Origin of the sequence: Paenibacillus tyrphae (genome assembly GCF_024158745.1) — a bacterium.
In the GTDB taxonomy this organism is placed as follows: Bacteria; Bacillota; Bacilli; order Paenibacillales; family NBRC-103111; genus Paenibacillus_G; species Paenibacillus_G tyrfis_A.
Genome location: NZ_JAMZAW010000002.1, coordinates 451,049 through 475,887, shown reverse-complemented (window position 1 = coordinate 475,887; position 24,839 = coordinate 451,049). Strand labels below are relative to the sequence as shown.

At 50.5% G+C, this 24,839-nt stretch carries 20 protein-coding genes; 18 read left to right on the top strand and 2 right to left on the bottom strand.

Annotated elements, in window-relative coordinates; translation table 11 throughout:
- The first annotated feature begins 11 nt into the window (after positions 1-11).
- The 4 genes from NI000_RS36910 (at position 12) to NI000_RS04860 (ending at position 7,155) form a co-directional block, all read left to right on the top strand.
- Positions 12-3,308, top strand: coding sequence for a discoidin domain-containing protein (locus tag NI000_RS36910; RefSeq protein WP_253408255.1), 3,297 nt, complete (start codon positions 12-14; stop codon positions 3,306-3,308).
- A 181-nt stretch (positions 3,309-3,489) separates the two neighbouring features.
- Positions 3,490-4,674, top strand: coding sequence for a glycoside hydrolase family 55 protein (locus NI000_RS04870; protein ID WP_253408253.1), 1,185 nt, complete (start codon positions 3,490-3,492; stop codon positions 4,672-4,674).
- Positions 4,675-4,828: 154 nt separating this feature from the next.
- Positions 4,829-5,263: a hypothetical protein gene (locus tag NI000_RS04865; protein ID WP_253408252.1), complete on the top strand. Its 435-nt coding sequence runs from the start codon at positions 4,829-4,831 to the stop codon at positions 5,261-5,263.
- A gap of 29 nt (positions 5,264-5,292) precedes the next feature.
- Positions 5,293-7,155: a polysaccharide lyase family protein gene (locus NI000_RS04860; protein ID WP_253408250.1), complete on the top strand. Its 1,863-nt coding sequence runs from the start codon at positions 5,293-5,295 to the stop codon at positions 7,153-7,155.
- 190 nt (positions 7,156-7,345) lie between these two features.
- Here the strand turns inward: NI000_RS04860 and NI000_RS04855 are convergent, their stop codons facing one another.
- The gene (locus NI000_RS04855; protein WP_253408248.1) at positions 7,346-8,677 is read right to left on the bottom strand and encodes a hypothetical protein; all 1,332 of its coding nucleotides are present in this window, start codon (positions 8,675-8,677) and stop codon (positions 7,346-7,348) included.
- 86 nt (positions 8,678-8,763) lie between these two features.
- Positions 8,764-9,129: a helix-turn-helix domain-containing protein gene (locus NI000_RS04850; protein ID WP_054974699.1), complete on the bottom strand. Its 366-nt coding sequence runs from the start codon at positions 9,127-9,129 to the stop codon at positions 8,764-8,766.
- Between the two features lie 283 nt (positions 9,130-9,412).
- Here NI000_RS04850 and galU point away from each other — a divergent pair, with 283 nt between their 5' ends.
- The 14 genes from galU to NI000_RS04780 all read left to right on the top strand — a co-directional run bounded on the left by galU (position 9,413) and on the right by NI000_RS04780 (position 24,824).
- On the top strand, positions 9,413-10,303 hold the full coding sequence (gene galU, locus NI000_RS04845; RefSeq protein ID WP_253408246.1) for a UTP--glucose-1-phosphate uridylyltransferase GalU: 891 nt from the start codon (positions 9,413-9,415) through the stop codon (positions 10,301-10,303).
- An 18-nt stretch (positions 10,304-10,321) separates the two neighbouring features.
- The gene (locus tag NI000_RS04840; protein ID WP_253408244.1) at positions 10,322-10,948 is read left to right on the top strand and encodes a sugar transferase; all 627 of its coding nucleotides are present in this window, start codon (positions 10,322-10,324) and stop codon (positions 10,946-10,948) included.
- Positions 10,949-10,964: 16 nt separating this feature from the next.
- Complete coding sequence (locus NI000_RS04835; protein WP_253408243.1) at positions 10,965-11,942, top strand: UDP-glucuronic acid decarboxylase family protein; 978 nt, start codon at positions 10,965-10,967, stop codon at positions 11,940-11,942.
- 11 nt (positions 11,943-11,953) lie between these two features.
- Positions 11,954-13,369, top strand: a complete 1,416-nt coding sequence (locus NI000_RS04830) for a UDP-glucose dehydrogenase family protein (RefSeq protein ID WP_253408241.1) — start codon at positions 11,954-11,956, stop codon at positions 13,367-13,369.
- Positions 13,370-13,392: 23 nt separating this feature from the next.
- The gene (locus NI000_RS04825) at positions 13,393-14,121 is read left to right on the top strand and encodes a YveK family protein (protein WP_253408227.1); all 729 of its coding nucleotides are present in this window, start codon (positions 13,393-13,395) and stop codon (positions 14,119-14,121) included.
- Complete coding sequence (locus NI000_RS04820; RefSeq protein WP_253408225.1) at positions 14,105-14,752, top strand: CpsD/CapB family tyrosine-protein kinase; 648 nt, start codon at positions 14,105-14,107, stop codon at positions 14,750-14,752. The genes NI000_RS04825 and NI000_RS04820 overlap by 17 nt, the downstream gene beginning before the upstream one ends.
- A gap of 21 nt (positions 14,753-14,773) precedes the next feature.
- Positions 14,774-16,207, top strand: coding sequence for an O-antigen ligase family protein (locus tag NI000_RS04815; RefSeq protein WP_253408216.1), 1,434 nt, complete (start codon positions 14,774-14,776; stop codon positions 16,205-16,207).
- Entirely contained in the window at positions 16,204-17,598 is a 1,395-nt protein-coding gene (locus NI000_RS04810; protein ID WP_253408215.1) for an oligosaccharide flippase family protein, read from the top strand. The genes NI000_RS04815 and NI000_RS04810 overlap by 4 nt, the downstream gene beginning before the upstream one ends.
- Before the next feature lie 48 nt (positions 17,599-17,646).
- A complete protein-coding gene (locus NI000_RS04805) occupies positions 17,647-18,804 on the top strand; it encodes a glycosyltransferase family 4 protein (RefSeq protein WP_253408213.1) in 1,158 nt (385 codons plus the stop codon).
- 56 nt (positions 18,805-18,860) lie between these two features.
- A complete protein-coding gene (locus NI000_RS04800; protein ID WP_253408211.1) occupies positions 18,861-20,024 on the top strand; it encodes a glycosyltransferase family 4 protein in 1,164 nt (387 codons plus the stop codon).
- A 15-nt stretch (positions 20,025-20,039) separates the two neighbouring features.
- Positions 20,040-21,173, top strand: a complete 1,134-nt coding sequence (locus NI000_RS04795; protein WP_253408210.1) for a glycosyltransferase — start codon at positions 20,040-20,042, stop codon at positions 21,171-21,173.
- Between the two features lie 24 nt (positions 21,174-21,197).
- Entirely contained in the window at positions 21,198-22,631 is a 1,434-nt protein-coding gene (locus NI000_RS04790) for an O-antigen ligase family protein (protein WP_253408208.1), read from the top strand.
- An 81-nt stretch (positions 22,632-22,712) separates the two neighbouring features.
- On the top strand, positions 22,713-24,023 hold the full coding sequence (locus NI000_RS04785; RefSeq protein ID WP_253408206.1) for a lipopolysaccharide biosynthesis protein: 1,311 nt from the start codon (positions 22,713-22,715) through the stop codon (positions 24,021-24,023).
- A gap of 21 nt (positions 24,024-24,044) precedes the next feature.
- Positions 24,045-24,824 (top strand): glycosyltransferase family 2 protein, encoded by a 780-nt coding sequence (locus NI000_RS04780; RefSeq protein ID WP_253408204.1) that lies wholly within the window; start codon positions 24,045-24,047, stop codon positions 24,822-24,824.
- Positions 24,825-24,839: the final 15 nt, after the last annotated feature.

Sequence of the window (24,839 nt, the reverse complement as noted above, 5' to 3'; positions counted from 1 at the left end):
GGTAATTTGGGGTGGACTTTTACCGTATTAAACTCCCGATCCTGTTGTTTGTTGCACTGTTTTTCTGGTACCTCGGGCCCCGTGAAAGCGGTATCAGTGTCGCCCGTGCGGCTGACCCGGTCTTATGGATGATTGGAAAGGCGGATCAATCCAGCGCCGAATTTGTCGGCTATCAAGCGGGCAGCGCCAAGGAAGTTCCGGTTCCGGAAGATTGGCGAAGCAGAACGGATTGGAGCGCCATACCGAAAGGTTTGAACCGCAGCCAAAACCCCGTCATGACGCTGGCCTATCCACTGGCCCAAATTCCTCCCAACGGTGTTAAATTTTCCGTTAAAATTTTGGATGCCCATAAATATGTTCCGCAGTTGGCTGTTTACTCCAATCAAATGTTTGCCGGAATGATTCAAATTGCAGGGGTAGGAGGGACGACGAGCGCCGTCTCCTACAGTAAAGTCTATGAATTGTATATCCCGAAGGAGATGCTTCAGCCCGGGAACAATACGATTACCTTGGAGGCCAGCCGGTGTCTGTACTGCTCGGCCAACGAAGATCCTTATTTGTGGTGGGTATGGGATTACATGAAACTGGAAGCTCTGGAGGCGCCGGCTGGGGAGCCGATTCATGGCTCGTACGTTCACCTCGGCACGAATGTGAAAAATAATCAGGCCTATTACGATCAGGGCGCGGTCAATCACCTGCCTTATATTCTCAAATGGCTGGGAATCGCTTATAGCGGCAACTACGTTCGAACGGTATGCGCCTCGAACGTCGGCAATTCCTGTTCGGCCATGTCCGACTACTTGGACAAGCTCCGCCAGTTGAATACCGGGGCGATTGCGCTTCATCTCTATACCGGCAATATTACGCTCAATCCGGACGGCAGTCTTCCGATGGAGGCGCAAAACGTCCTGTCCGACTATCTCAAAAGCTACGGCTCGAAAATTCAGTTCTACGAGGTCGACAACGAGCCGGGATTGTTTAACCGCTCCAGAGATGTCGATATCGCGGTTGCCCGGTGGCTCAAGAATCATCGCGCCGCACTCGCCCCGCATCTGAAAATCGTGTCTCCCGGATGGGCCTACGACGATAAACGCGGCATTCCTGCCGGATGGGAGCGGGACCCGAAGCAAAGAAAAGCCGTCGAAGACTTGACGGATTTAACAAACGGCCATGCCTACGGGACCTCGTATGCCAATAACATGGGCGGCAGTCTCGTGGAAAATATCAAATCGGTCGGCGTCGGGGCCAGCGGCCTTGCGAAGCCGATGTTCGCTACCGAATTTGGCACGAAGGACGATTTGACCGACCCCGTGGTCGGAGAAGGAGCGGCCAGCAAAGCGGCCGTGTTTGACCGTAATGCCAGAGCTCACGTCGGATTCGCCGACTATTTCACGCAGCATGCGGCGTTTTTCCAGGACTACTCCTTGTTCAAAACGGACTTTTCAAGCATGAAGATACATAACCCCGCGAAGACGGAAATTTTTTACGTTGACGAGGGGCAGGATTCCCGTGTGAAAACGATGCGGAGAATCGCGCTCGCCTACGCTACGCACGGAAAGCCGCTGTCCTATACGCTCAACAACCGCGAGTCGCTCAAAGGAAAAAAAGTGTATGTCAGGGCAGTGGATACGTTGACGTTAAAGCCACTCCCCGGAAGCGGCGCAACCTCAAACAAAATATTATTGAATTTCGTAAACTTCGAATCGTCGCCGCAGACCGTCGGCGCGCGAATTGTGATGCCCAGTCAAGCCGTATACGAGGGCGACCGCATCGGCGCCGGAGATACATATGAAGCCGCCAGAACTTATGTTACCGGCCTAGCCGCGAACCCCGCCTTAAGCTTGTCGGTCCATTTGGACCCCGGCGAATCGGTACAGTATATTTTGGAGGAAAAAGGAAGCTCGCTTCCCGAAGCTCCCGTGATTTTAAACCAAGCGGTCGGCTACAAAAGCGTTGAGCTGACTTGGCTGGAATCGGAAGGGGCCGTTTCTTACAACGTGCTTCGGTCGACGGCCCCGGAAGGACCTTACGAAGCTGTCGCAGCCCGGCTGACTGCGAATTCATTCAAGGATATCACGGTGAAAAACGATACCGTGTATTATTATGCCCTTCAAGCTGTCGGAACGAACGGCGCCGGCGGACGCTCCAGGCCCATGGAAATCATTCCTTCGTCTTCGGTGGCTTTGGACCGAAGCGGTTGGACGGTTACGGCTTCGACTGGGAAGCCAGGCGGACAGGAGATGCTGGACGGCTCGCCCGCGACGCGGTTTGATACGGGAGCGCCTCAGAAAGAGGGACAATACTTTATTATCGATATGCAGTCGAATCGAACGTTCGATAAAGTGATGCTGGACACCGAAGCTTCGCCTCATGATTATCCGCGCCAATACGAAATGTATGTTTCGAGCGATGGAAGGAATTGGGGGGAGCCCGTATCCCAAGGGACGGGAAGCGTTACGACAACGATGGGGCTTCCTTATCCACAGACGGCCAGGTACCTGAAAGTCGTCCAAACCGGCAAAGGTCCTACGTTCTGGTCCGTACACGAATTGAATGTGTACAGCAGTTCGCTGGACCGAACGGGCTGGACCATCTCAGGGGTTAATGCGGGACGAGAAGCGTTGGCCGGCTTCCATGAGCAAAGCGACAGCCTGAAATTCGCCGGGGCCCAAACGATTGTGGCGGACATGGGAGAGCCGCAAAAGTTTGACCGAATCGTGCTGGACGCTTCCCGCGGGCCGAATGCTTACCCGCAACATTACAGCTTGTACGTCTCAACGGATGGTGCGGCTTGGGGGAATCCTGTTCAATCGGGCACAGGCGGCCCGATCACGACCATAACGATGCCTCAGCAAAAGGCCAGGTACATCAAAATCGTCAATACGGGCGGAAGTCCGTGGAGCGTCGACGATCTTTACGTATTTTGCGATTCGCTGGATAAGGAAGGCTGGAAGAGCTCGGGAACCGGCGCGAATCATCCTTTTGCGATCGACAATAAGATGTTCACCCGTTGGGATACGGGAGCGCGTCAGGCGGGCGGCGAAAGTTTTCAAGTGGATATGGGAGCCCGGAAAACATTTTCCAGAATCGTGTTGGATGCCGGGAACTCGGTGCTTGACTTCCCCAGAGGCTACGAGGTATACGTGTCCAATGACGGAGAACGATGGGGGGCGCCTATAGCCTCCGGTGCGGGCAGCATCATGACGACCGTTCACTTCCCGCCGCAAACCGCGAGATATGTGAGAATCGTTCAAACCGGGCAAGCCGGCGTGTTCTGGTCTATCCATGAGTTCAATGTTTATAAATAACCACCCTTCAGGGGCTGTTCCTCAAGGTCTGCAAAGACTTGGGATCAGCTCTTTTTTGTCATTGGATTTGACGGCCTGGTCTAGTGCATCGTCCAAGCCAAAAGTCCGCGGAAAGAATACTATAGACGGGAATGAAAATAAAAAATAAGGAGCGGAGCAGACGGTGGGTGATCTAAAAACAATGATCGTGAACGCAAGAGACTGTGGCGCGATTCCAATTGAAGAAGTGGCAAAATACGATTCGACCAACGCGTTGAATGCGGCGTTCGCCTCAGCGATTCAGCGCAAAGTTCCTTGCTATATTCCTCCGGGAACTTATCAGACCTCGGGGCCGCTGATCGCAAAGGGAAGCAACGTCATGATCTACGGAGCCGGAGGGACCAATACCGTCATTAAAACGTTAAGTAACGATTATGACTGTATTCTGATCGGACCCGGAGCCAATATGAATAACCAAAGTTTGGGAGGCTTTCTCCGGGATATTTATTTTCTGGGGCCTGTGAAGCAGCCGCAAGGGGTAACCGCCGGCGTGAAATTAAACGGGATCCGCCAATTTGAGGTGCGCAACGTACAATCGGACGGATTTCCCATTGCCTTTGATTTAATCAACAACTGTTTTGGCTCGGTCTTTTTCAATCTGCGGGCACAGTATAACTGGAATACCGTTGCGTTGAACCTGAGATCGGGCTTTCAAAGCGGCAACGATCTTCAATTCTACAACTGCTGGTTAGGCGGAACGAAAGCGGCAGTCCATATTTCTCCGGCTTCGGGCGGGTTCCACTTTTGGGGGGGACAATTATCGGCCGGCTTCGGGTTGACCGCGCCTGACGACAGCTTGGGAATCGTGATTATAGGCAAAGATCTGGTCACCGGCACCATCGGCGGGACAGGTAACATCATCTTCGATGGAATCGATTTTGAGGGCTACAAACATGTGTGGGCATTGCGTGCCTTCGATAAAACGAATATGGCGGTCAGAGGCAGCTCGTTTCTTGCCAATACGGACACGGATGCGCTTGGGATCTTGAAACAGCAAAGAGCGCAGTCCAGTCAAATTACATTCGAAAATAACACGATCCGCGGGAAGCATTCCGGGCCTCCGATTGTTATTGAAGGAGAGTACAGTGCATTTTCCATCTATGAGCTGGGAACGGAGATGAGCCATGCTTCGTTCTTAAATTATCCGTCCATCGACACCGGCTTAACCATGCTGGAGATATCGCAATTACGACTGGGGACGGCAATCGGCCGATCCAATTACTCCTCGAAAGTAGTGCTGGGAAATCTGTTGCTTCGTTCGCTGAACAATCAATTGCAAATTTCGACGGATTGGGGACAAACATGGAAAGTCGTGCAAACGTTGTGAGGTGATGAGCTGCCGGAAAAACTCTTCGGCGGCTTTTCTTAATATCAACTTGACAACGATACATATTGTAACATAAATTTAATTATATAAACATTACCTTGGAATTTCGTCCGAATTGTATCAGTGAACACGAAGAAGCAGAGGAGGGCTCAAATTGATCACCAATTATGAACTTGCCGATCCGGCTATTGAAATGGATCCGTCATTTGCAGGCCACGCTTTAATGACCATTAAACAATTGAACCGCACGCCGGTTATAACAAAGTTTGCTCCTATTCGTATTATTGTGATGGAGGAACACCGAATTTCGTTCGCTTCGACCTTGCTGCTGCCTCTGCAAACGGAGCTGGTGATCGGAATTGAGCTTTCGACATCGGATCACGTGATTGCTTTGGAAGGCCGGGTGTATGGCGTGAACCGGATGAACGATTCGGAGCTTGTCTATAATGTGGAGCTTCATCTGGAGCCCGAGACCGAATCCGCATGGAGATGGCTGATCAAGCATGTGGCGGACTGCCGGAAGGTTCGTGAGAGCTACCATCTCTTCGAAGTCCCGATGGGCTCGGCGCATATTGATATTCAGTTATAAACCGAATTTGGACCAGTACGGAGGGATACATGTTAAAAAAAGCAGGCATCATGTTTATCCTTGCAGGATTGCTGATACTGTCCGGATTTGCGCTGCAACCGCCCGAGCAAGACCCCCGCATTTGGAGAATCGGGGTGGAAGACGACTCGAAGCAGGAGTTCGCCGCCAACCCAACCGCGGATAAGCTCCAGTACCAAGTGAAACAAGGAACATCACAAGCGGTATGGAGCGATTTCCCTGCAGGGCTGGACGCCTCGATCACACGCAATTTATCCATTCGTTATTCGTTAAGCAAAGTTCCCGAGCATGGCGTAAATTTCAAAGTCCGGATTCTGTCCGCCTCCAAAGCCGTGCCTCAAATGTCGGTTTTCTCGAACGGGACGTTGTCCGGTATGATTCAGATTGCCGGAATCGGTGAGAATAGTCCCTATAAGTATAAAAAGCTCTATGAGCTGTATATTCCCAAGGAACAGCTGAAGCAGGGGCAGAATGAGCTTAAGCTGGGGGCCGAGCGTTGTCTCTATTGCTCCAATAAAGAAGATCCTCACTTATCGTGGTCGTGGGACTATTTGGAACTGGAAGCGCTGCCAGTTCCTTCCGGGGAACCGGTGCACGGCCGCTATATCCACATGGGGACCGGGGTCGCTTCGAACGATTATTACTTCGATACGGCGGCCACGCGGCATTTGCCTTATGTTCTAAAATGGTTAGGCATCGCATATAGTGGAAACATCGTTCGTGCAGGATGTTTTTCGAATGTCGGAAATTCTTGTTCGGACATGAAAAATTACTATGCTGCGTTAAAGGAGTACAACACAGGTGCCGTTGCGCTGTATCTTTACACCAAAAATATAACGCTCGATCCGGACGGAGGCTTACCGGCTGACGCCAGAGCGAAGCTGACGGACTTTCTCAAGCAATATGGCCGGTACATCCAATATTACGAAGTGGATAATGAGCCGGGCCTGTTTGAGCGTTCCAAAGCCGTCAATGTCGCCGTGGCCCAATGGCTGTCCGAACACCGGTCGATCTACAGCCCGCATCTGCAGATTGTTTCCCCGGGATGGTCTTACAAGTCTACGGGAGGCGAACCATTCGGCTGGGAGCGGGACTCGCTGCAAAGAAAAGAGCTGGAGGATCTTACCGATCTTACGAACGGTCATGCGTACGGGACGTCTTATGCGGATAACGAAGGAGGAAGCTTTGTTGAGAACCTGCGGACGCTAGGTTCGGATGAGGACGGCCTTCCGAAAAAAATGTTAAATACGGAAGTCGGAACGACCAACACCCATTTGGACCCTCCCGGCTACGGCGCCAGCCAGAAACAAGCGGCTGTCTTCGACCGCATTTTAAGAGCCCATATCGGCTTCAGCGATATTTTTATCCAGCACGCCGCATTCTATAAGAACTATGAACTGTTTCGCCACGATTTTGACTTTAAATCACACGATCCGGCAGCTACGCGCAGCTATTCGTTTTCCGGCAATCAGGACAGCAGGGTCAAAATTTTCAGACGGTTGGCCTTGGCTTATGCGACGCACGGTAAACCGCTCAGCTTTGAAATCATGAACCGTTCGGAAGCCCATGATAAAAAAGTGTATGTACGTGCGGTAGATACCAGCTATTTGGCACCGCTTCCCGGTTCCGGAGCAACTTCCGACAAGCTGCTTGTCAATTTCGTCAACTTCGAAGATTCGCCGCAATCGGTGCGCGTCCGGGTGAAGATGCCCTTGAAAGGCGAATATGACGGAGAACGGATCGGTCCGGGAGAGACGTACCGCGACGCCGTTCAGCAGGTGAACGTTAAAGCTTCGCCTTGGGCCGAATTTCAGGTCAATTTGCCCGCCGGAGACTCGGTGCAATATATTTTGAGCCGGAAGCTGGGCGATTGAGGAAAAGTAAAAAACAGACGTTCTGAAATGATGAAAGCGATTTTCAGGACGTCTGTTTTTTAGATATAGAATCGATAAGTTATCAGCGGAGCTGATTGAATTCTATATCGCAAGAAAAGCTTCCTCTAAAACACGAATGTATCTTCCTCGAATAGGCTTCGATAAGAAGCTTTTCTTATTCATGAAGCGGTTATCGCGCAACAAACATATACGTTTCGTCTTGGTTCAAATGGTTCAACGTGACCGTGCGCTTGCTTGCATCAAGAGGAATGACTTCGTTCAACCCGTTCCATCGGTAGACGGCCAGTTCTTTGGCTCCGTCAGGGATATTATCAATTTGATATGAATGTCCCGTGCGGTTGCTCCAGCCTTTCACGTTTTGCCAGACCCATATTTTCTTGCCGGGGCTCGTCAGAATGTATTCTCCCTTTTTCTTCGGATCGAGATAGTCAAACGAGGCGTCCGCCGTCACTTCCGTCACCAGCTGCAGCACCTTCGTCCGGGAAATCTGAGAAGCGCTCCCTTCGTGCTCCGTCCGCATCCCGTAGAGCTTGTCTTCTTTGCCGGTCTGCAGCAGACTCCACGGCATGGCGAATTGAGTGGCGGGCGTATGGCCGTCGTTCTTCACAACCCCAAGGTTGTCCCAAATGGCAGTTAAAAACTGCTTGGCCAAATATTCTTCCGTTTGCGCGTTGTGCGGCGGCTTGCTTTGCTTGACATTGAACTCCGTCGAATAAAAATGAATATCCCGGGTCAAGCCCAGCCTTTTTTTGATTTGGTCAAAATTGTTCTGCGCCGAGTTCTTGTAAGTGCCCAGAATCGGAGCGTATTTGTCGTCATAGTACGTATGCAGGTCGAGTCCGTCCAAGGTCCCGTTATTCAATAACTCGGCGATGGCTGGACCATAGCCTTTCAAGGACCAGTCGGAGAAGGCGTTCTGGGAGCTGAACCCGCCCGGAATGACCTTGAGCTTGGGATCGACGGAATGCACACCGTCGGCTAATCCTTTTAAAGCCTGATAGTATTTCTCAAAGGGAATGGTTCTTTCGACATCGGGTTCGTTAAAAGCAGAAAATACCGTAACTCCCCAATCTTTGATGCCACGTTCAGCAGCCCACGTTCCCCCTGGCCGGTACGTTTCCGCATAGGCTTGTCCAATGGAATACCATTTCGAATAATCCCCGATGGGAATGCCTTTTTTCTCATAGCTTCCGTAATATTCGAACAAAATCATGGGTGTGATCTTATGGCTGTACATATCCGACATGACTTTCTCGATCGAGTCGGTCTTGGGGGTCTGTTTGCTGTAATAGTACTGAGGGTATAGATTAAGCCGTGCCCAGCTTATGTTTAATTTGCGCATGTAAGTCAGGTCGTTCGTCGAATGCGCCGCCTCGTTGGTGAAATTACCGCCCCCCAAGAGGGAAGCGACTTTTCGCTCCGGCGCCGGCTTTTCGATAATCGGAGGAGAATTTAATTCAGAATTCGCAACCAGACCAGTGAGTAACAAGAACGGAATCATCGTCTTAGCGGCTAGTAGATACATATTCCCCGTCCTTTTTTTTATGGAGTTGGACATGGACGACAAGTGTAACAGAATGGCCGGTATCATTGCTTCAAGACTCGCGGTTGCAGTGCGAGGTCTATCATTTTTTTGGTCTCGGCTTCGGTTAAAAGATGGCCATCCCAACGCAGATCGAACAAGCGAAACATCTCTTCGTTATCAAGCTGATCCAAATCGACGAATTCCCGAATTTCGGTTTGAAAAAACCACTGGGGAGGTCGCCCAATTAAGTAATCTATTGTTACTTTAAAAAAATCCGCTAGTCTTGTCAAGGTTTGAAAGTCCGGTTTTCTGCGGTTTTTCTCATAGTGTGACAAGGACGCCCGCGATATTCCAAGCAGATCCGCCAGCTCCTCTTGCGTGAAGCCGCTCTTATCCCGCAAAGCTGCAATCCTGGTGTCGTATTGCATCGAAATCACTCCTCAACAAAATAAAAACATGAAAATGGTGAAAAAATAACAATTGACTTGATACAAAATGTATTATAAATTAGAACCATAAATGTTACAATACGTATCAATATTTTCAACGCTTTCATTTTCGGTGATATCTCCTTACCGTTATCAACGGAGGTACTCGGTCATGCTGTGGGTTGGCTAAACCTTAGACGTGTATCGTCGAGAGTGTGACGTGAGGAGAGGTTAGATGCCTCGGGCAACATTTTTTCAATATAAAAATAATGGAGTGGATTTCATGAAAAAAGTTAGAAAGGCTGTTATTCCGGCTGCCGGCCTGGGTACCCGTTTTTTACCGGCAACGAAAGCCATGCCCAAGGAAATGCTGCCTATCGTCGACAAACCTACCATCCAATATATCGTAGAAGAAGCGATCCAGTCGGGAATTGAAGATATCATCATCGTGACCGGACGCAGCAAAAAGTCGATCGAGGATCATTTTGACAAAAACTTTGAACTTGAAATCACTCTCGAAGGCAAACAAAAGAACGATCTTCTTCATATCGTGAAAGAAATCACGAATATGGTGGACATTCACTATGTAAGGCAAAAAGAAGCTTTAGGCCTTGGCCATGCGATCTGGAGCGCAAGAAAGTTTATTGCGGATGAGCCTTTTGCGGTGCTGCTCGGCGATATGATCATCAATCATAAAGTGCCTTGCTTGAAACAAATGATAGATGTGTATGATGAAACGGGCGGTTCGGTCATTGCCGTCGAACCGGTGCCTTGGAGCGAAGTGCAAAATTATGGGGTGGTCGTCTCGGAACGTATCGAGGACCGCGTGCATTTGGTTCATAATCTCGTAGAGAAACCGAAGCAGGATCCGCCATCGAATCTGGCGATTTCGGGAAGATATATTTTGAGTCCGGCCATTTTTGATATTTTGGAACATACAGCGCCTGGCGTTGGCGGGGAAATCCAACTGACAGACGCTTTAAAAGTGTTGACTGCGCGGGAATCCATTTACAGCTATATATATGAAGGAACGCTTTACGACGTGGGAAGCAAGCTTGGTTTTTTGAAGGCCACCGTCGAATACGCGCTAAGAAACCGAGAGCTGGCGGAAGAGTTCGGGACGTATTTGCAGGACATCGCCAAAGATTTAAAAATTGAAAAGATTGTTGTTTAAGTGAGGAGGGCGTCTTACTTGGACTCCGCGACTTATCAAGACTCGATGGAAGACGATATAACCAAATCGTCCGATGTGTATGTGAAGTATGTAAAGACAGCGATCGACCTGATTTTGAGCATAGCATTTATCCTATTCCTGCTCCCGGTCTTGATCATGGTTGCCATTCTCATCAAGTTAGAGTCGGAGGGCCCGGTCGTTTTCAAGCAGCACCGCATCGGAAAAGGCGGCAGGCCGTTTGTCATTTACAAGTTTCGCTCCATGTATACGCATGTTGCCCGCGAAGGAAGGTCTCCCGAGAACGATTACGATCCCCGGGTAACCAAGGTCGGAAGATTCATCCGCAAAACGAGTCTCGACGAGCTGCCGCAGCTGTTCAATATTTTAAAAGGGGACATGAGCTTTATCGGTCCGCGTCCCGAGCAGAAGTCTATCGTCGAACAATACTATACCGACACAGAAAACGGGCGTTTCTCCGTCAAACCGGGGATTACGGGGCTCTGGCAAATTAGCGAGGACCGCAAAAAGCCGATTCACGAAAATTTGCACCATGACCTGTATTATATTAAACGCGCTTCGTTTTGGCTGGATATCAAAATCATTTTCGGCACGCTGCGTGTCATGATCAAGAGCAATACTCATTAAGAATAGGAGAATTGTCATGAAAAGAATTGTCATCACCGGGGCGGCCGGCTTTCTCGGCTCTCATCTTACGCGGAGCTTGCTTGAGCAAAACCACCATGTCATCGGTATCGATATATTGTCTACCGGATTAATCTCGAATTTGCATCAGGAATTGACTCATCCGAATTTCGAGTTTTTGTTAATGGACATTTCGAACGACGTCACGGAAGAGCTTGAGAAGCTCGGACATGTCGACGAAATTTATCATTTAGCCTCCCCTGCTTCTCCTAAATTCTACCAAAATGATCCTATTGGCACGATGCGAGTGAATACGCTGGGAACGCAAAATATGCTGGAGTTGGCCAAGGCTAAGAAAGCGAAAATGCTGTACACGAGCACCAGCGAAGCCTACGGCGATCCGGAAGTGCACCCTCAGCCTGAGGAATACCGGGGCAATGTGAACACTTGGGGCCCTCGCGCTTGCTACGACGAAGCGAAGAGACTCGGCGAGGTTTACTGCTACGAATACCATAAACGCTATGGCGTGGAAGTGAAGGTTGCGAGAATTTTCAATACGTATTCCGCCGGCTTGCGGAACGATGACGGAAGAGTCATTTCGAATTTCGTATCCCAGGCTATTCGCGGGGAAGACCTGACCGTATATGGCGACGGAACGCAGACCCGGTCTTTTTGTTATGTAGACGACAATATTCGCGGCCTGCAAATGATGATGGAGAGCGATCTGGCCACAGGCGAAATTATTAACATCGGCAATCCGAAAGAGTATCAAATTATCGAAGTGGCCCAGTTGGTCAAGCAATTGGCCAATACCGACAGCAACATTACGTTCCACCAGCTACCCGTAGACGATCCGAAAGTTCGCCGTCCCAATATCGAGAAAGCCAAGCGATTGCTGAACTGGGAACCGATCATTGAATTGGAAGAGGGGTTATTACGAACGATTGACGCTTATCGGGCGAAACATGAAGCTGACATGAAACAAAACGTCGTATAAGGAGGCAAACCATGAGAGTTGTTTGCATAGGAGCAGGTTATGTCGGCAGCGTTACCGGAGCGGCTTTTGCTGCGCTCGGTTATCAGACGACCGTCATTGATATCGATCAATCCAAGGTGCAGGCGATTAACGAAGGCAAGAGCCCGATCTTCGAGCCAGGCTTGGACACCCTGATTAAAACGTATGCCGGGGTGACGCTGAACGCTTCGGTCGAGTACGATGCGGTATCGGAAGCGGACGTCGTGTTTATTGGCGTAGGTACGCCGTCAAGACCGGACGGAAGTGCCGATCTGAAATATATCGAAGGAGCGGCTATCAACATCGCCAAAGCCATAAAGCCTGACGGTTATACGGTCATTGTCAATAAATCGACTGTTCCCGTCGGAACGGCCGAGCATGTCAGCGCCATCATCGAAGAGCATTCGGGGCTAAAAAGCAACGTTCACTTCAGCGTCATCAGCAATCCGGAATTTTTAAGAGAAGGCTATGCGGTAGAAGACGTATTTTTGCCGGACCGGATCGTGATCGGGACGTTGAACGAACGGGCAAGAACGATCATGAGAGAGTTGTACAGCAAGCTTGTCGACATAGAGCAGCCTTACGAAATTATTCGCCAGCTCGGCTTCAACCCGCAGCGGGAGAGCGGTCTGCCCGTTTATTTTGAGACGGATACCCGCAGCGCCGAGATGATCAAATACGCGTCCAATGCCTTTTTGGCCGTCAAAATCAGCTATATTAACGAAGTCGCCCGTTTATGCGAGGCCATGCAAGCCAACGTGCTGGAGGTATCCAAAGGCATGGGCTTAGATTCGCGGATCGGCAACAAATTTTTGCAGGTATCCAGCGGTTGGAGCGGAAGCTGCTTCCCAAAAGATACGGCGGAGTTTTTGGCTGCCAGCCGGAAGCACGGGCGCGAGCTTAATGTAGTCAAAGCCGCCATGGAATCGAACTTGGAAATGCATGCGTATATTGTGGAAAAAGTGAAGAAAAAATTAGGGACGCTCTATGGCAAGACGATCGGCGTCTTGGGTCTTACGTTCAAGCCCAACACGGACGATACGCGCCATACGCAAGCTAGCTTCATCATCAGAGGCATGATCAACCAAGGGGCGAGCGTCAAGGTGCATGATCCGCAAGGAATGGAGATGTTCCATATCTTCAACCCGAACTTGGCGGTAACGTATTGCAATGCGGCGGAAGAGGTGGCGGACCAATCGGATGCCATTGTGCTGCTGACGCATTGGGAAGATTACGCCCTGTTGAACTGGAGCGATATGGGCAGCCGCATGAATCATAAATACGTACTCGATACCAGAAACTTCCTGGCGGCCGCAATGATGAACCAGCTTGGTTATCATTACGAGGGCATCGGTATCGGAAGTTCCCAAGAGCACCATCAGTACCGAGCCTTGTCCGAGGTCATATAAGAGCTAACATTCGGAGGTAGGGTATGGATTTTGTATATTATATCCGGGCAGTGAGAAGAAAACTGCTGTGGATCGTCTCATTTGTACTTATTGCTTGCTTGACTTCGTTCTATGTCACGTATAAAGTTCTTCCCCCCTCTTACGAGTCGTCCGTCAGACTTATCGTAAACAGTGGAGACAAGCTGGACTTGGGTGCGGTCAATACCAATATTTTGTTAATTAACACGTTCAAGGAACTGATTAAATCTCCGACCGTGCTTAACAAAACGGTAACCGAATACCCCGATCTGAAGCTGTCCGCCGAGGATTTGTCCAAGAAGCTGAAGGTAAGCTCGTCCAAGGACTCTCAGCTGCTGACCATTTCCATTACGAAAAGCTCTTACGAGTACGGCAATCAGATTGTAAATGCCGTCGCCAAAGTGTTCCAATCGCAGGTTGCGAACATTATGCAGGTGAACAACATTTACATTCTCCCGGACGGGCCGGCCGACGGCGAAGCGCCGAAAGCGACCTCGAAGCTGTTGATTAACGTCTTGTTGGCGTTTGTCGTATCGCTGCTGCTGTCGGTAGGTTTTATTATCGCAAGAGAAACGCTTGACGATACGATCAAAAACCCGGCTGTCTTGGAAGCCGAGCTCGGCTTGATCCCCTTAGGCAACGTATCCGTCACGACCAAGAAAGATTGGAAGCGGCGGGAAGCGAAAACAATGAATCGAAAAGTTGGTGATCCGACGTATGCCAAGCTCAGTTAATACCGCTTTAATTACGCTAACGAATCCTAAGGCACAAGCATCCGAAGACTACAAGTCCATTCGTACGAAGCTGGAATATTCGTTTCGCATGAATGAAACCAAGAACATCATCTTGATTTCTTCGATCAAGCCCAAGGAAGGGAAATCGCAGTTGACGGCTAACCTGGCCGTCTCCTTCGCCCAAGCCGGCAAGAGGGTCCTGCTGATCGATGCTAACCTTCGCGAACCGGTGCAGCACCACTATTTTCACATCTCCAACGAAGAAGGGCTTTCCAACATTTTGACGGGACAACTGCCGCTAAAAAATGCCGTCGTGCGCACCCATGTTGAGGAGCTAAGCGTCATTCCGGCGGGAGAAGTTACGGGATTGCATCCGACGGAGCTGCTGGCCTCGGAAACGCTTGGGCTGATCTTGCGTCAGCTCGCCGGTGAATACGACCTCGTGTTTATCGATTCGCCTGCTGCGGAGTGGACAACGGACAGCCTGATGCTGGCGGCCCAGTGCGACGGCGTGGTGCTCGTCGTCAAGCATAAAACCGTAAAATTGGATGAAGTGCGGAAATGGAAGAAAAACCACGAGCAAGTGAACGCTCGTTTAATCGGATTTGTGTTTATGGAATCAGAAACGTAGACATGTGTTAAAAGGAGCAGTATGAAGATACCTTTGCAAAAGACCGCGGGATGGTTGCAAATTCCGGCATGGATGTGGCTCGCCTTCGTTGTTTCGGTAGGGATCGGCTTTTTTTGCTCTCTCCTTGAGAAGCAGCTGGCCGTTCAATTAACGATCATCCTATCCATGTTTTTTCCGGCCCTGATTATGGCGGAGACCGATTCGAAGTGGTTAATTCCTTATATCTTGTTCGTATGGGCGGTTAACCCGGAAATACGCAGGTTGTTTGAATGGTACCACAACGAATATCATCCGGTTTCTTTGTTTAGCGTATTGCCGCTGCTGGTCACTTTGACGGTCATCATCCCGATTGTGCGGAGACGCTGGGAGATGACGCCCGTTATCCGAAACGTACTGATCTTGTTTTTAATCGCCTTGATTTACGGGCTTGCGATCGGATTGATACGGAACGGGTTTGCCAGCCTGTTCGATTTTGCGAATTATATAGTCCCTCTGCTGTTTTTAGTATATGCCGAGCTCCGCTCTCACGGACATGCGGAGCGCCGTTTGTGGATGAAATCGTATGTGAACATCGCATTGCTTGTGGCCGTTTATGGCATCATTCAATTTTTTGTCGTTCCGCCTTGGGACGCTTTTTGGATGAATGAAGTCGAGATGTCGACAAACGGGCTGCCTGTGCCTTACGAAATCCGCGTCTTTTCTTCCCTGAACTCGCCGGGTCCGGCGGGCATGTTCATGTCCGTCGCCTTGCTGGCCATGCTGGTCGAGAAAGAGTGGCGGGGCTTCATGGGGTGGCTTGGCGTGCCGGTTATGGCTTTGGGATTAATCATTACGTTGGTTAGAGCGTCTTGGGTGACGATGGTGGTGGCGATCTTGCTCTACCTGCTGCTGAGCAATGCCAAAAGACGCGCGCAAGGCTTATTGCTGATCTGTGCGATTGCCATATTGGGCGTTGGTCTTATCCCGGTCGTTCCAGGCGGGGACAAACTGGTCGAACGGTTCCAATCGCTCGGCAACATCGATGACGACTATTCGTATAACGACCGGATGGAATTCACGGCAAGTATGATTCCGAAGCTGCTTGGGAATCCGTTCGGCGAAGGGCTGGGCAGCGTAGGAACAGGGACGAAATTGGAAAATGGCGGACAGCTGGGACAGTATGGGAACTTTGATAACGGATTTTTCGCTTTGTTTTTGACCTTCGGAATTTTTGGCGCCATTGTGTTTTTAAGAGCCATATGGCTGTACGCGAAACAGTTGTTCCGATTGCATAAAACAGCCGGGCCAGCCGATCAAAAATACGTTCGACTGGCGCTTTGCGTCTTGGTCAGTGCCGTATGCTACTTAACATTCGAAAATAGAATGTCAGGGATTGGAGCAGCCATTGTATGGTTTGTCGCCGCTTTAGGGATCAAGCCTCTTCCGGCTATCGAACGAATTGAGGAGAGAAAATGAACAGTTTCATGTCCTTGTTTCGCAAGGGATTGGATATTTCTAACGTCTATGGCTTAGTCAAAAGCCTGTTTACCAGAAAAGACAGTACGGCCAGCTCGATCAGCACGGTGACCGTGACCATGCTGATCTTTCTGTTGAATTTGATCACCGGCATCCTGACCGCCAGATATCTCGGCCCGGTCGGCAAGGGCGAGCTTTCCGCGATGACGCTCTGGTTTATTTTTTTGGCCGGTATGCTTATGCTGGGGCTTCCTTCCGCGCTGTTGTTTAATTTAAAGAAGCGCCAGGAGGATTCCCCCGGGCTGTACGTAGCGGGAGTGCTGTTATGTCTGGCGACCGGCTGCGCGGCTTTGCTGATCGGCTTCACCGGTATCCCTTATTGGCTGCACGGCTACTCTCCGGAAGTGGTTCGATACGCACAATGGTTTATGTTGGCTTCGCCCGTATTGCTTTTAGAATATATAAATAACTCGGTTTTGCAGGCAAGGGGGGAATTTACACTTTTTAATAAATTGCGTATTTTACCCCATATCGGGACTGTGCTGATCCTGCTCGTATTGATATTCACGAATAAGCTGACGCCCTTCAGCGGAGCTGTTGCTTATGCGCTGCCGACCATTCCCATTACCTTGGGGCTGACAGTGCGGTTGCTATGGCGGTATCTTCCCCGCTTGAAACAGATGAAGCAGTCCGTCCGCAATCTTGTTTCCTACAGCCTCCGGTCTTCCGGCGTCGACGTCATGGGCACGTTGATCATGTACATGGATCAGGTCGTCGTCATCATGCTGCTGTCCCCCTCCAATCTGGGGCTGTATCTGGTCGCGGTCAGTCTGGCCAAAGTGGTCAATGTGATTCAAACCTCGCTGGCTTTGGTCGTCTTTCCCAAAGCGTCGGGCCTCCAAAAGGAGGAAGCGATTGAGCTCGTCAAAAAAGTGTTCCGCATCAGCGTATTCGTCACCCTGATCGTAGCGCTTCTTTTTATGTTTATCGGTCCTTTGGTATTGAATTTGTTGTACGGCTCGCAGTATCACGAAGCGGTCAGCATCTTTCGGATTCTGCTGCTGGAGGTTGTCATCGGCGGCGGCACTTTAATCTTGTCGCAAGCGTTTATGTCTGTCGGAAAACCCGGCATTTGCTCGATTCAACAAGTGATCGGTCTTTCCGTGAGCCTTGTGCTTATGGTGCTGCTTGTTCCCAGATACGGCTTGCTTTTTACCGGAATATCGCTGCTCACCGCAACCTGCATTCGCTTTGTCTTCATACTGAGTCAATACAAATTTACTTTAAAAACTACAATTCCACGCCTGCTCATCACTCGTGACGATATCCGATGGTTGTTGCGCCAAGTGAATCTGGGAAGCCACGTAACGAAACAAACAAATGATGCGTGAAGGTCTCAAGAGGAGTGGTATTACTGGAGAAAGGATGGAAAAATTGCCATGCTTCGGGTTGCCTATTTGGATCATACGGCCAGGTGGAGTGGAGGAGAAGTAGCGCTGTACAACCTTCTTACGAATATGGACTCAACGGTCCATCCTTTGGTCATTCTTGCCGAGGAGGGACCGCTGGCCGAAAAGCTGCGGGAAAAAGGTATCGACGTTAGGGTCATGCTGCTCAATGACAAAACGAGGAACCGGAATCGGAACAAACTGGACATGCATTTATTCGTCTCCATTCTTGAATTTTTCCAGTACGGGTTGAAAATCGGCAAATTGCTGAAAAAGGAAAAAGTATCGTGCGTACACACCAACTCGTTGAAATCAGCCATCTATGGGGCAATCGCAGCCAAAAGCGCCATGATTCCCCTCGTCTGGCACATTCGGGATAACATTGCAGAGCCGTACTTGCGCCCTGTCATCGCCAAATTTATTCGCATCATGGCTAAGCTGCTGCCGAACGGCATTATTGCCAATTCCAAATCGACCATGTCTTCCCTGCATCTGTCCGAAGCGCAGAGCGTCAAAACGCTGGTTGCCTATTCGTCGTACAACGGCCCGATCGGATCGATGCTCGGTCAATCCTCGAACCGGAAGCAGTTTGTCATTTTGCTCGTAGGACGTCTGGACGAATGGAAAGGACAGCATGTCCTGCTCGATGCCGCGAAGCGGTTCAAGCAGCAGCCGGAGGTCCAGTTTTGGCTGGCCGGCGATGCCTTGTTCGGCAACGACGGATACAAAAAGCGGCTGCAGCAGTTTATTGAGGACCACGGGTTAACGAATGTGATGATGCTTGGGCACGTCGAGCATATCCAGTCTTTGCTGCAGCAAGCCGATCTGTTGGTCCACACCTCCATCATGCCGGAGCCGTTCGGGCAGGTTATTGTGGAAGGAATGGCGAACGGTTTGCCGGTCATCGCCTCGGATTTAGGGGGACCGCGCGAGATCGTCGTGCCGCATGTCACCGGACTGCTCATTCAGCCGGGACAGCCGGATCTGCTGAGCGAGGCCATTCAATGGATGATCGATCATCCCGAGGAACGAAGGCACATGGGAGAAATGGGCATGATGCGTGTGCAGGAACACTTTTTGATTGAATCGACCGTGAAACGGATTACCGAATTTTATCCGATGGTCATCCGGGAGCAGAAGGTTCAGTGATGTGGGGTCACTTTTCATTATAAGTTTATAGGTAAGAAGGGAGGTTAATGTGTCGCATGTACCGCGTAGCATACTTGGATCATACTGCCAGATGGAGCGGCGGTGAAGTGGCGCTGTTTAATCTGCTGACCAATCTTGATCAAACCGTAGAACCGTTAGTCGTGTTGGCAGAGGACGGTCCGCTCGCAGAACGTTTAAGAGAAAAAGGAATGGACGTTCGAATCATCCATTTGGACGAGAAGGTTAGAAATAGAAATCGCAATACAATTAATTTCCAAGTATTTAGCTCTGCGATTAAAACTTATTTATACGGAAAAGCCGTTGGTAGAGTGCTTAGGGAAGAAAAAGTGGTCTGCGTTCATACGAATTCTCTGAAATCCGCCATCTACGGTGCCGTGGCCGCCAAGTCGGCCGGCATACCGCTCATTTGGCATATTCATGACATCATCGAGGCGCCGTATTTGCGAAAAATCGTCGCTTTTTTTATGAAGCTGCTGGTGAAATATTTGCCGGACGGCGTCATCGCCAACTCCAATGCAACGATGGCTACTTTGAATTTGTCGCAAGCGACGTCCAAGAAAAAAACCATTGCCTACCCTTCTTACTTCGGTCAAATCGGACGGAAGAACGAACCGGAGCTTGAGGATAAGGACGACCGCTTTATCGTGCTGTTGGTCGGCAGGCTGGCCGATTGGAAAGGACAGCATATTTTGCTGGAAGCCGCGAAGTCCTTTGCCAAGCGGAATGTCGAGTTTTGGATCGCCGGCGACGCGCTTTTCGAAGCGGATGCGGTCTACAAGCAGCAGCTCATCCAATACATCCGCGAGAACGGCTTGTTTAACGTCAAGATGCTGGGACATGTGAACGATATTTCCCAATTGATGAGCCAAGCGGATTTGCTGGTTCACACGTCCGTCATTCCGGAGCCTTTCGGCCAGGTGATCGTCGAAGGCATGGCGGTCGGGCTCCCGGTCATCGCGTCCAATGCGGGAGGGCCCCGGGAGATCGTGCTGAACGAAGAAACCGGCTTGCTCATTCCGCCGGGAAAAGCGGATCGGCTAATTGAAGCCATTCAATGGATGATTGAGCATCCGGAAGAGCGCAAGGAAATGGGCGAGAAGGCCATGAACCGGGTGAAGGAGCTGTTCTTGATCGAACATACGGTTCAAAAAATTACGTCGTTCTATCCTCAAGTCATCAGCGGAAGAATAAAAATATAAAGGAGGCCTTCGGAATTGAAAGTAGCGCTTGTTCACGATCTGCTGACGCAGATGGGCGGGGCCGAGCGGGTGCTTGCCGTTCTGCATCAAATGTATCCCGAAGCTCCGATCTACACGTTAGCCGCCAATTTTGACAAAATGATGCACGACTTGAAGGGCGCCGATATCCGGACAACATGGGCCCAGAAAATTCCCGGGATCGAAGCCAATTTCAAGAAGCTGCTGCCGCTCTATCCCTTTGCTCTTCAGCAGATGGATTTTCGCGAATACGATGTCGTCATCTCGTCCAGCTTCGCTTTTGTAAAAGGAATCAAGGTTCCGAAAGAAACGTTCCATCTATGCTACTGCCATACCCCGATGAGGTTTGCGTGGGATTTTGAAACGTACATCTCGCGGGAATCCTATTCGCCTCTCATCAAAAACGGGCTGCGGTTTTATGTGAAATATTTAAAATACTGGGACCGGAACACGGCCGGCCGGGTGAATGAGTACATCGCGAACTCCACGATCGTGAAAGAACGAATTCACAATTGTTACCGCAGGGAGTCCAGCGTCATCTTCCCTCCGGTCGAAACGGATCGTTACCGGATCTCGGAGCAGGTGGACGATTTTTATTTGATCGTTTCGCGTCTTATCCCTTACAAAAGAATCGATCTGGCGGTGGAGGCGTTCAATCAAATCGGCGCCAAGCTGTACGTGGTCGGCGGCGGGCCCGATCTGGAGCGGCTTCGCGGCATGGCCAAAAGCAACGTTCAATTTTTGGGCCGGTTGGAGGACGAGGAAGTCGCCAAGCTGATGTCGCAGTGCCGGGCGTTTATTTTTCCCGGGGAAGAAGATTTCGGCATTACGCCGCTTGAAGTCAACGCCGCGGGCCGGCCGGTTATCGCCTACAAGGGAGGCGGAGCGCTCGATACGATCCGTCCACCGCTTAACGGCGTCTATTTCGAGCAGCCGAATGCGGCTTCGTTGGCCGATGCCGTCAGGCAGTGCGAGAGCATGACTTGGGATCCGGAGCTTATTCGGGCGCACGCGGAGAAATTCAACGTCGACCGGTTTAAAAGCGAGTTCGACCAGCATCTGCAAACGAAATACCGCGCATTTCTGGAAAGCACGAAGCAAAGAAAGTCCGTTGGCGTTTCGCTGTCTTAAAGACACTGTAGGAGGAACGGCCAATTGCATAAAACAGGATACTTGAAAATAAGCGGCAAATTATACGGCCACTGGATAGGAAAAATCATTCTGTCTTGGTTGCTTGCAGGTTATTTAGGCTATGCCATCGGATTAAAAAGCGGCGATTCCATGATGCAGCTGGTTGTCGTCATGTTAGTCGTCTTTCCGGCTTTGCTGCTGGCATGGCATAATTCGCTGTGGTTTCTTCCTTACAATCTGTTTGTCTGGGTTACGGCGCCCGAAATGCGAAGAATCTACGATTGGTTGACGGATTCTTACCATTCGATGTCGATGATCAGCGTCCTTCCGCTCGTCGTCAGCCTGCTGATGGTCATCCCGATCGTCCGTGCACTGGGCGATTTTCCCGGGCAAGCGGGCAAGGGCCTGCTGTGGCTGCTTGGGGCGCTGGGGTATGCGCTGCTCATCGGGCTTGCGCGTAACGGATCGGCCAGTCTGTTCGACCTGGCCAATACGCTGGTGCCTTTGCTGTGGCTGCCTTATATCGTAGCTTACCGTCCAACGGTTCAAGAACGCGATACCTGGATGATCAGCTTCGTCCATCTTGCCGTCTTCATTGCCTGCTACGGACTGATCCAATTTGTTGCGGTCCCGCCATGGGATGCGTTTTGGATGGATTATTCGGGAATGACGTCGATCGGCAAGCCCAACCCGTTTGAAATCCGGGTATTTTCGACGCTCAACTCTCCGGGTCCCGCAGGCAGCTATCTTTCGTTGGCGTTTGCCGCGATGCTGCTGGTCAAAAAATGGCGGGGGGCTTTCGGATGGGCCGGCGTCATGCTGGTAGCGATGGGCTCGATGGTGACCTTGGTGCGCTCGGGATGGGTGCTGGCCGCCGTCGCCTTAATCGTCTTTATCGCGATTTCGAAAGAAATGAACCGCTTGAAATCGTTTAGCATTCTCGCCGGCTTTATCCTGTTCATTTACGCATGCTTGCTGGTTGTGCCGCAAGGACAGGATCTGCTGAACCGGTTTGCTACGTTTGGGGATATGGAGAACGATCATTCGTTTAACGAAAGGATGGATTTGACCAACCAGCTGCTGCCGATGCTCCTCGGCAATCCGCAGGGCTTGGGACTGGGCGGCCTGGGGACGGCCACGCGATTGCAGAACGGCGGCGAGCTTAGCCAAGAAACCGGCGTATTCGATAGCGGGATAGGCAGTATTATGATGACCTACGGTCTGATTGGAACTGCCGCTTTTTGTTATGGGCTCTGGAGCTTGTTCAAAAGCTTGTGCAGTCAACAGGGGATGAGCTTAAGGGAGAGAAGCTATACGCGATTCGGCATTGCCGTCATGACCGCTTCATTCACCAATTTGTTTTTCTCCAACAGCTACAATTCGATTCTAGGCGTATTGATCTGGTTTTGCGTTGCTATGGGCTGGAATGGCTCCGAACCATCAACTAAAGGAGACTAAAGGATGTCGCGGCTCATGTCTATACTACCCGAAAAAGCAAGGAAAAGGTTCATTCCTTTATGGACCGGTCTTCAGAACAAGTTGAGTAAAAAATCAAGCGCGGCCAATACGATAAGAACCATCATGACCAGCATGTTTATCGTTCTTCTGAACCTTGGAACGGGAATCATTTGCGCCCGTTTCTTAGGCCCGATCGGGAGAGGGGAGCAATCGGCGATCATGCTCTGGCCGTCGCTGCTCGGGCAATTGTTTACGCTCGGCCTGCAAACCTCCGTAATCTACAACATGAAGAAAAATCCGCAAGAATCCGGACACTTTATTTATACCGCGTGCCTGATTCATCTGGGAACCAGCGTATTCATTACGGCTCTAGGTATCTGGTTTGTTCCGGTTTGGCTGAGCTCTTATTCGCAGGAAACGGTAGTTTTGGCACAAATTTTGATGTTTTTTGCACCAAGCGTACTTTTTACGAACTATTTAAACGCCGTCATGCAGGGGCGCGAAGATTTCAGGGGGTTCAACCGAAGACGGTATTTGCCGGTGATCGCGACGCTGATCATGCTGTTGGGGCTGGCGCTCACGGGCCATCTCACGCCGTTCACTTCGGCTTTATCGTATTTTCTTCCCAATGTTCCGATTGGGATTTATACCGTATATCAGCTGTTTCGCGTGTACAAAACTTCGTTGAAAGGCATCGTCTCGTCGGTCAAGAGGCTTATCACGTACGGCCTTTCCTCCTACTTGATCGATATCGTGGCCACGTTAACGTTGTTCATGGACCAGGTGGTGATGGTGCGGTTAATGACACCGACCGACCTGGGTCTCTATCTGGTCGCTTTAAGCCTTGCGCGGATGGTCGGCATTTTTCAAAATGCCATTGCGATTGTCCTGCTGCCTAAAGCCGCAGGCATGAGCAAGGAAGAGACCATTTCGCTCACGATGAAAGTATTCCGGATCGCTTCGACGGGCACTTGCATCATTGCCTTGGTGTTAATGGTCATTTCGCCGACGGCGCTCATCTTGTTGTATGGCGAGAAATATAGGGAAGCGACGGGTATTATATGGATTTTGCTTCTTGAGACGGTATTAAGCGGCGCGGTCTGGGTGTTGGCGCAAACCTTCATGGCTTTGGGAAAGCCCGGCAAAGTATCCCTTCTCCAAGCGGTTGGCCTCTCCATCAGCATTCCGCTGCTCATCATTCTCGTTCCGCGCTTCGGCTTGACGGGGGCGGCTTGTGCGCTGTTAGCGGCAACCTTTGTACGATTCTGCTTCATCATGTTTCAATTTCCGCTCAGCTTGAAGGTCCCGATGCCGCGTCCTGTCCCGACACAGGGCGATTTATTATGGTTTAAGCGAAAAATCACGCAACGGCTCAAATCAAATGCCACCTAAACGAAAGGAGTCAATCAGGAGATGGACAACTCCGAGGTCAAGCGCATATCGGTGACGATTATCGCTCAAAACGAGGAGCAACGAATCGCCAAAGCCGTTGTTTCATGCCAGGATTTTGCGGATGAGATTGTTGTTGTCGACGGGGGAAGCAAGGATGCGACGGTGGAAATCGCGCAAAGCCTGGGCTGCAAAGTCTATGTCAATCCATGGCCCGGCTTTGCCAAGCAGCGCAATTTTGCCGCGGAGAAGGCGGCCCACGATTGGATCTTTTTCATCGATACGGATGAATTTGCGAACGAGGAACTGAAACATTCCATTAAGCAGTGGAAAGCGGGCACAACGGCCGACGCCGATATTTATAACATTTACCGGATCGGCAATTTTATGGGGAAATGGCTCGATAAAGGGGAGAATCTTCCGCGGATGTACAACCGGAAAGTCACCTCCATTCGAGAGACGGAGGTTCACGAAGGACCGGAACCGGAAGGACGCAAGATCGGATTTATGCCGGGAATTCTATGGCATGACGGCTACCGCAGCATCGATGACCATGTCATCCGGTTTAATAAATACACCGCCCTGGAAGCGCAAAAAGCGCTTTCCGCCAACCAAAATTTCAGTCTGATGCGGCTGCTGTTCCGCCCGGTTCTGCGCTTCGGGCAAAAATATTTTGTTCACGGGCTGTTCAAGAAAGGGCTGGCCGGCCTCACGGTTGCGACCCTGTGGGCTTATTACGAATATTTGACGCAAATCAAGCTGTATGAATTAAAAAGGGTTCAAAATAGCGGAGTTGCCGAATAAAGGTAGGGGGATCAG

Bases quoted from the DNA above. Each gene is read 5' to 3' on its own strand.
- NI000_RS04870 (WP_253408253.1), top strand. From the start codon at position 3,490: ATGATCGTGAACGCAAGAGACTGTGGCGCGATTCCAATTGAAGAAGTG.
- NI000_RS04860 (WP_253408250.1), top strand. From the start codon at position 5,293: ATGTTAAAAAAAGCAGGCATCATGTTTATCCTTGCAGGATTGCTGATA.
- NI000_RS04855 (WP_253408248.1), bottom strand. From the start codon at position 8,677: ATGATTCCGTTCTTGTTACTCACTGGTCTGGTTGCGAATTCTGAATTA.
- NI000_RS04850 (WP_054974699.1), bottom strand. From the start codon at position 9,129: ATGCAATACGACACCAGGATTGCAGCTTTGCGGGATAAGAGCGGCTTC.
- galU (WP_253408246.1), top strand. From the start codon at position 9,413: ATGAAAAAAGTTAGAAAGGCTGTTATTCCGGCTGCCGGCCTGGGTACC.
- NI000_RS04835 (WP_253408243.1), top strand. From the start codon at position 10,965: ATGAAAAGAATTGTCATCACCGGGGCGGCCGGCTTTCTCGGCTCTCAT.
- NI000_RS04830 (WP_253408241.1), top strand. From the start codon at position 11,954: ATGAGAGTTGTTTGCATAGGAGCAGGTTATGTCGGCAGCGTTACCGGA.
- NI000_RS04825 (WP_253408227.1), top strand. From the start codon at position 13,393: ATGGATTTTGTATATTATATCCGGGCAGTGAGAAGAAAACTGCTGTGG.
- NI000_RS04820 (WP_253408225.1), top strand. From the start codon at position 14,105: ATGCCAAGCTCAGTTAATACCGCTTTAATTACGCTAACGAATCCTAAG.
- NI000_RS04815 (WP_253408216.1), top strand. From the start codon at position 14,774: ATGAAGATACCTTTGCAAAAGACCGCGGGATGGTTGCAAATTCCGGCA.
- NI000_RS04810 (WP_253408215.1), top strand. From the start codon at position 16,204: ATGAACAGTTTCATGTCCTTGTTTCGCAAGGGATTGGATATTTCTAAC.
- NI000_RS04805 (WP_253408213.1), top strand. From the start codon at position 17,647: ATGCTTCGGGTTGCCTATTTGGATCATACGGCCAGGTGGAGTGGAGGA.
- NI000_RS04800 (WP_253408211.1), top strand. From the start codon at position 18,861: ATGTACCGCGTAGCATACTTGGATCATACTGCCAGATGGAGCGGCGGT.
- NI000_RS04780 (WP_253408204.1), top strand. From the start codon at position 24,045: ATGGACAACTCCGAGGTCAAGCGCATATCGGTGACGATTATCGCTCAA.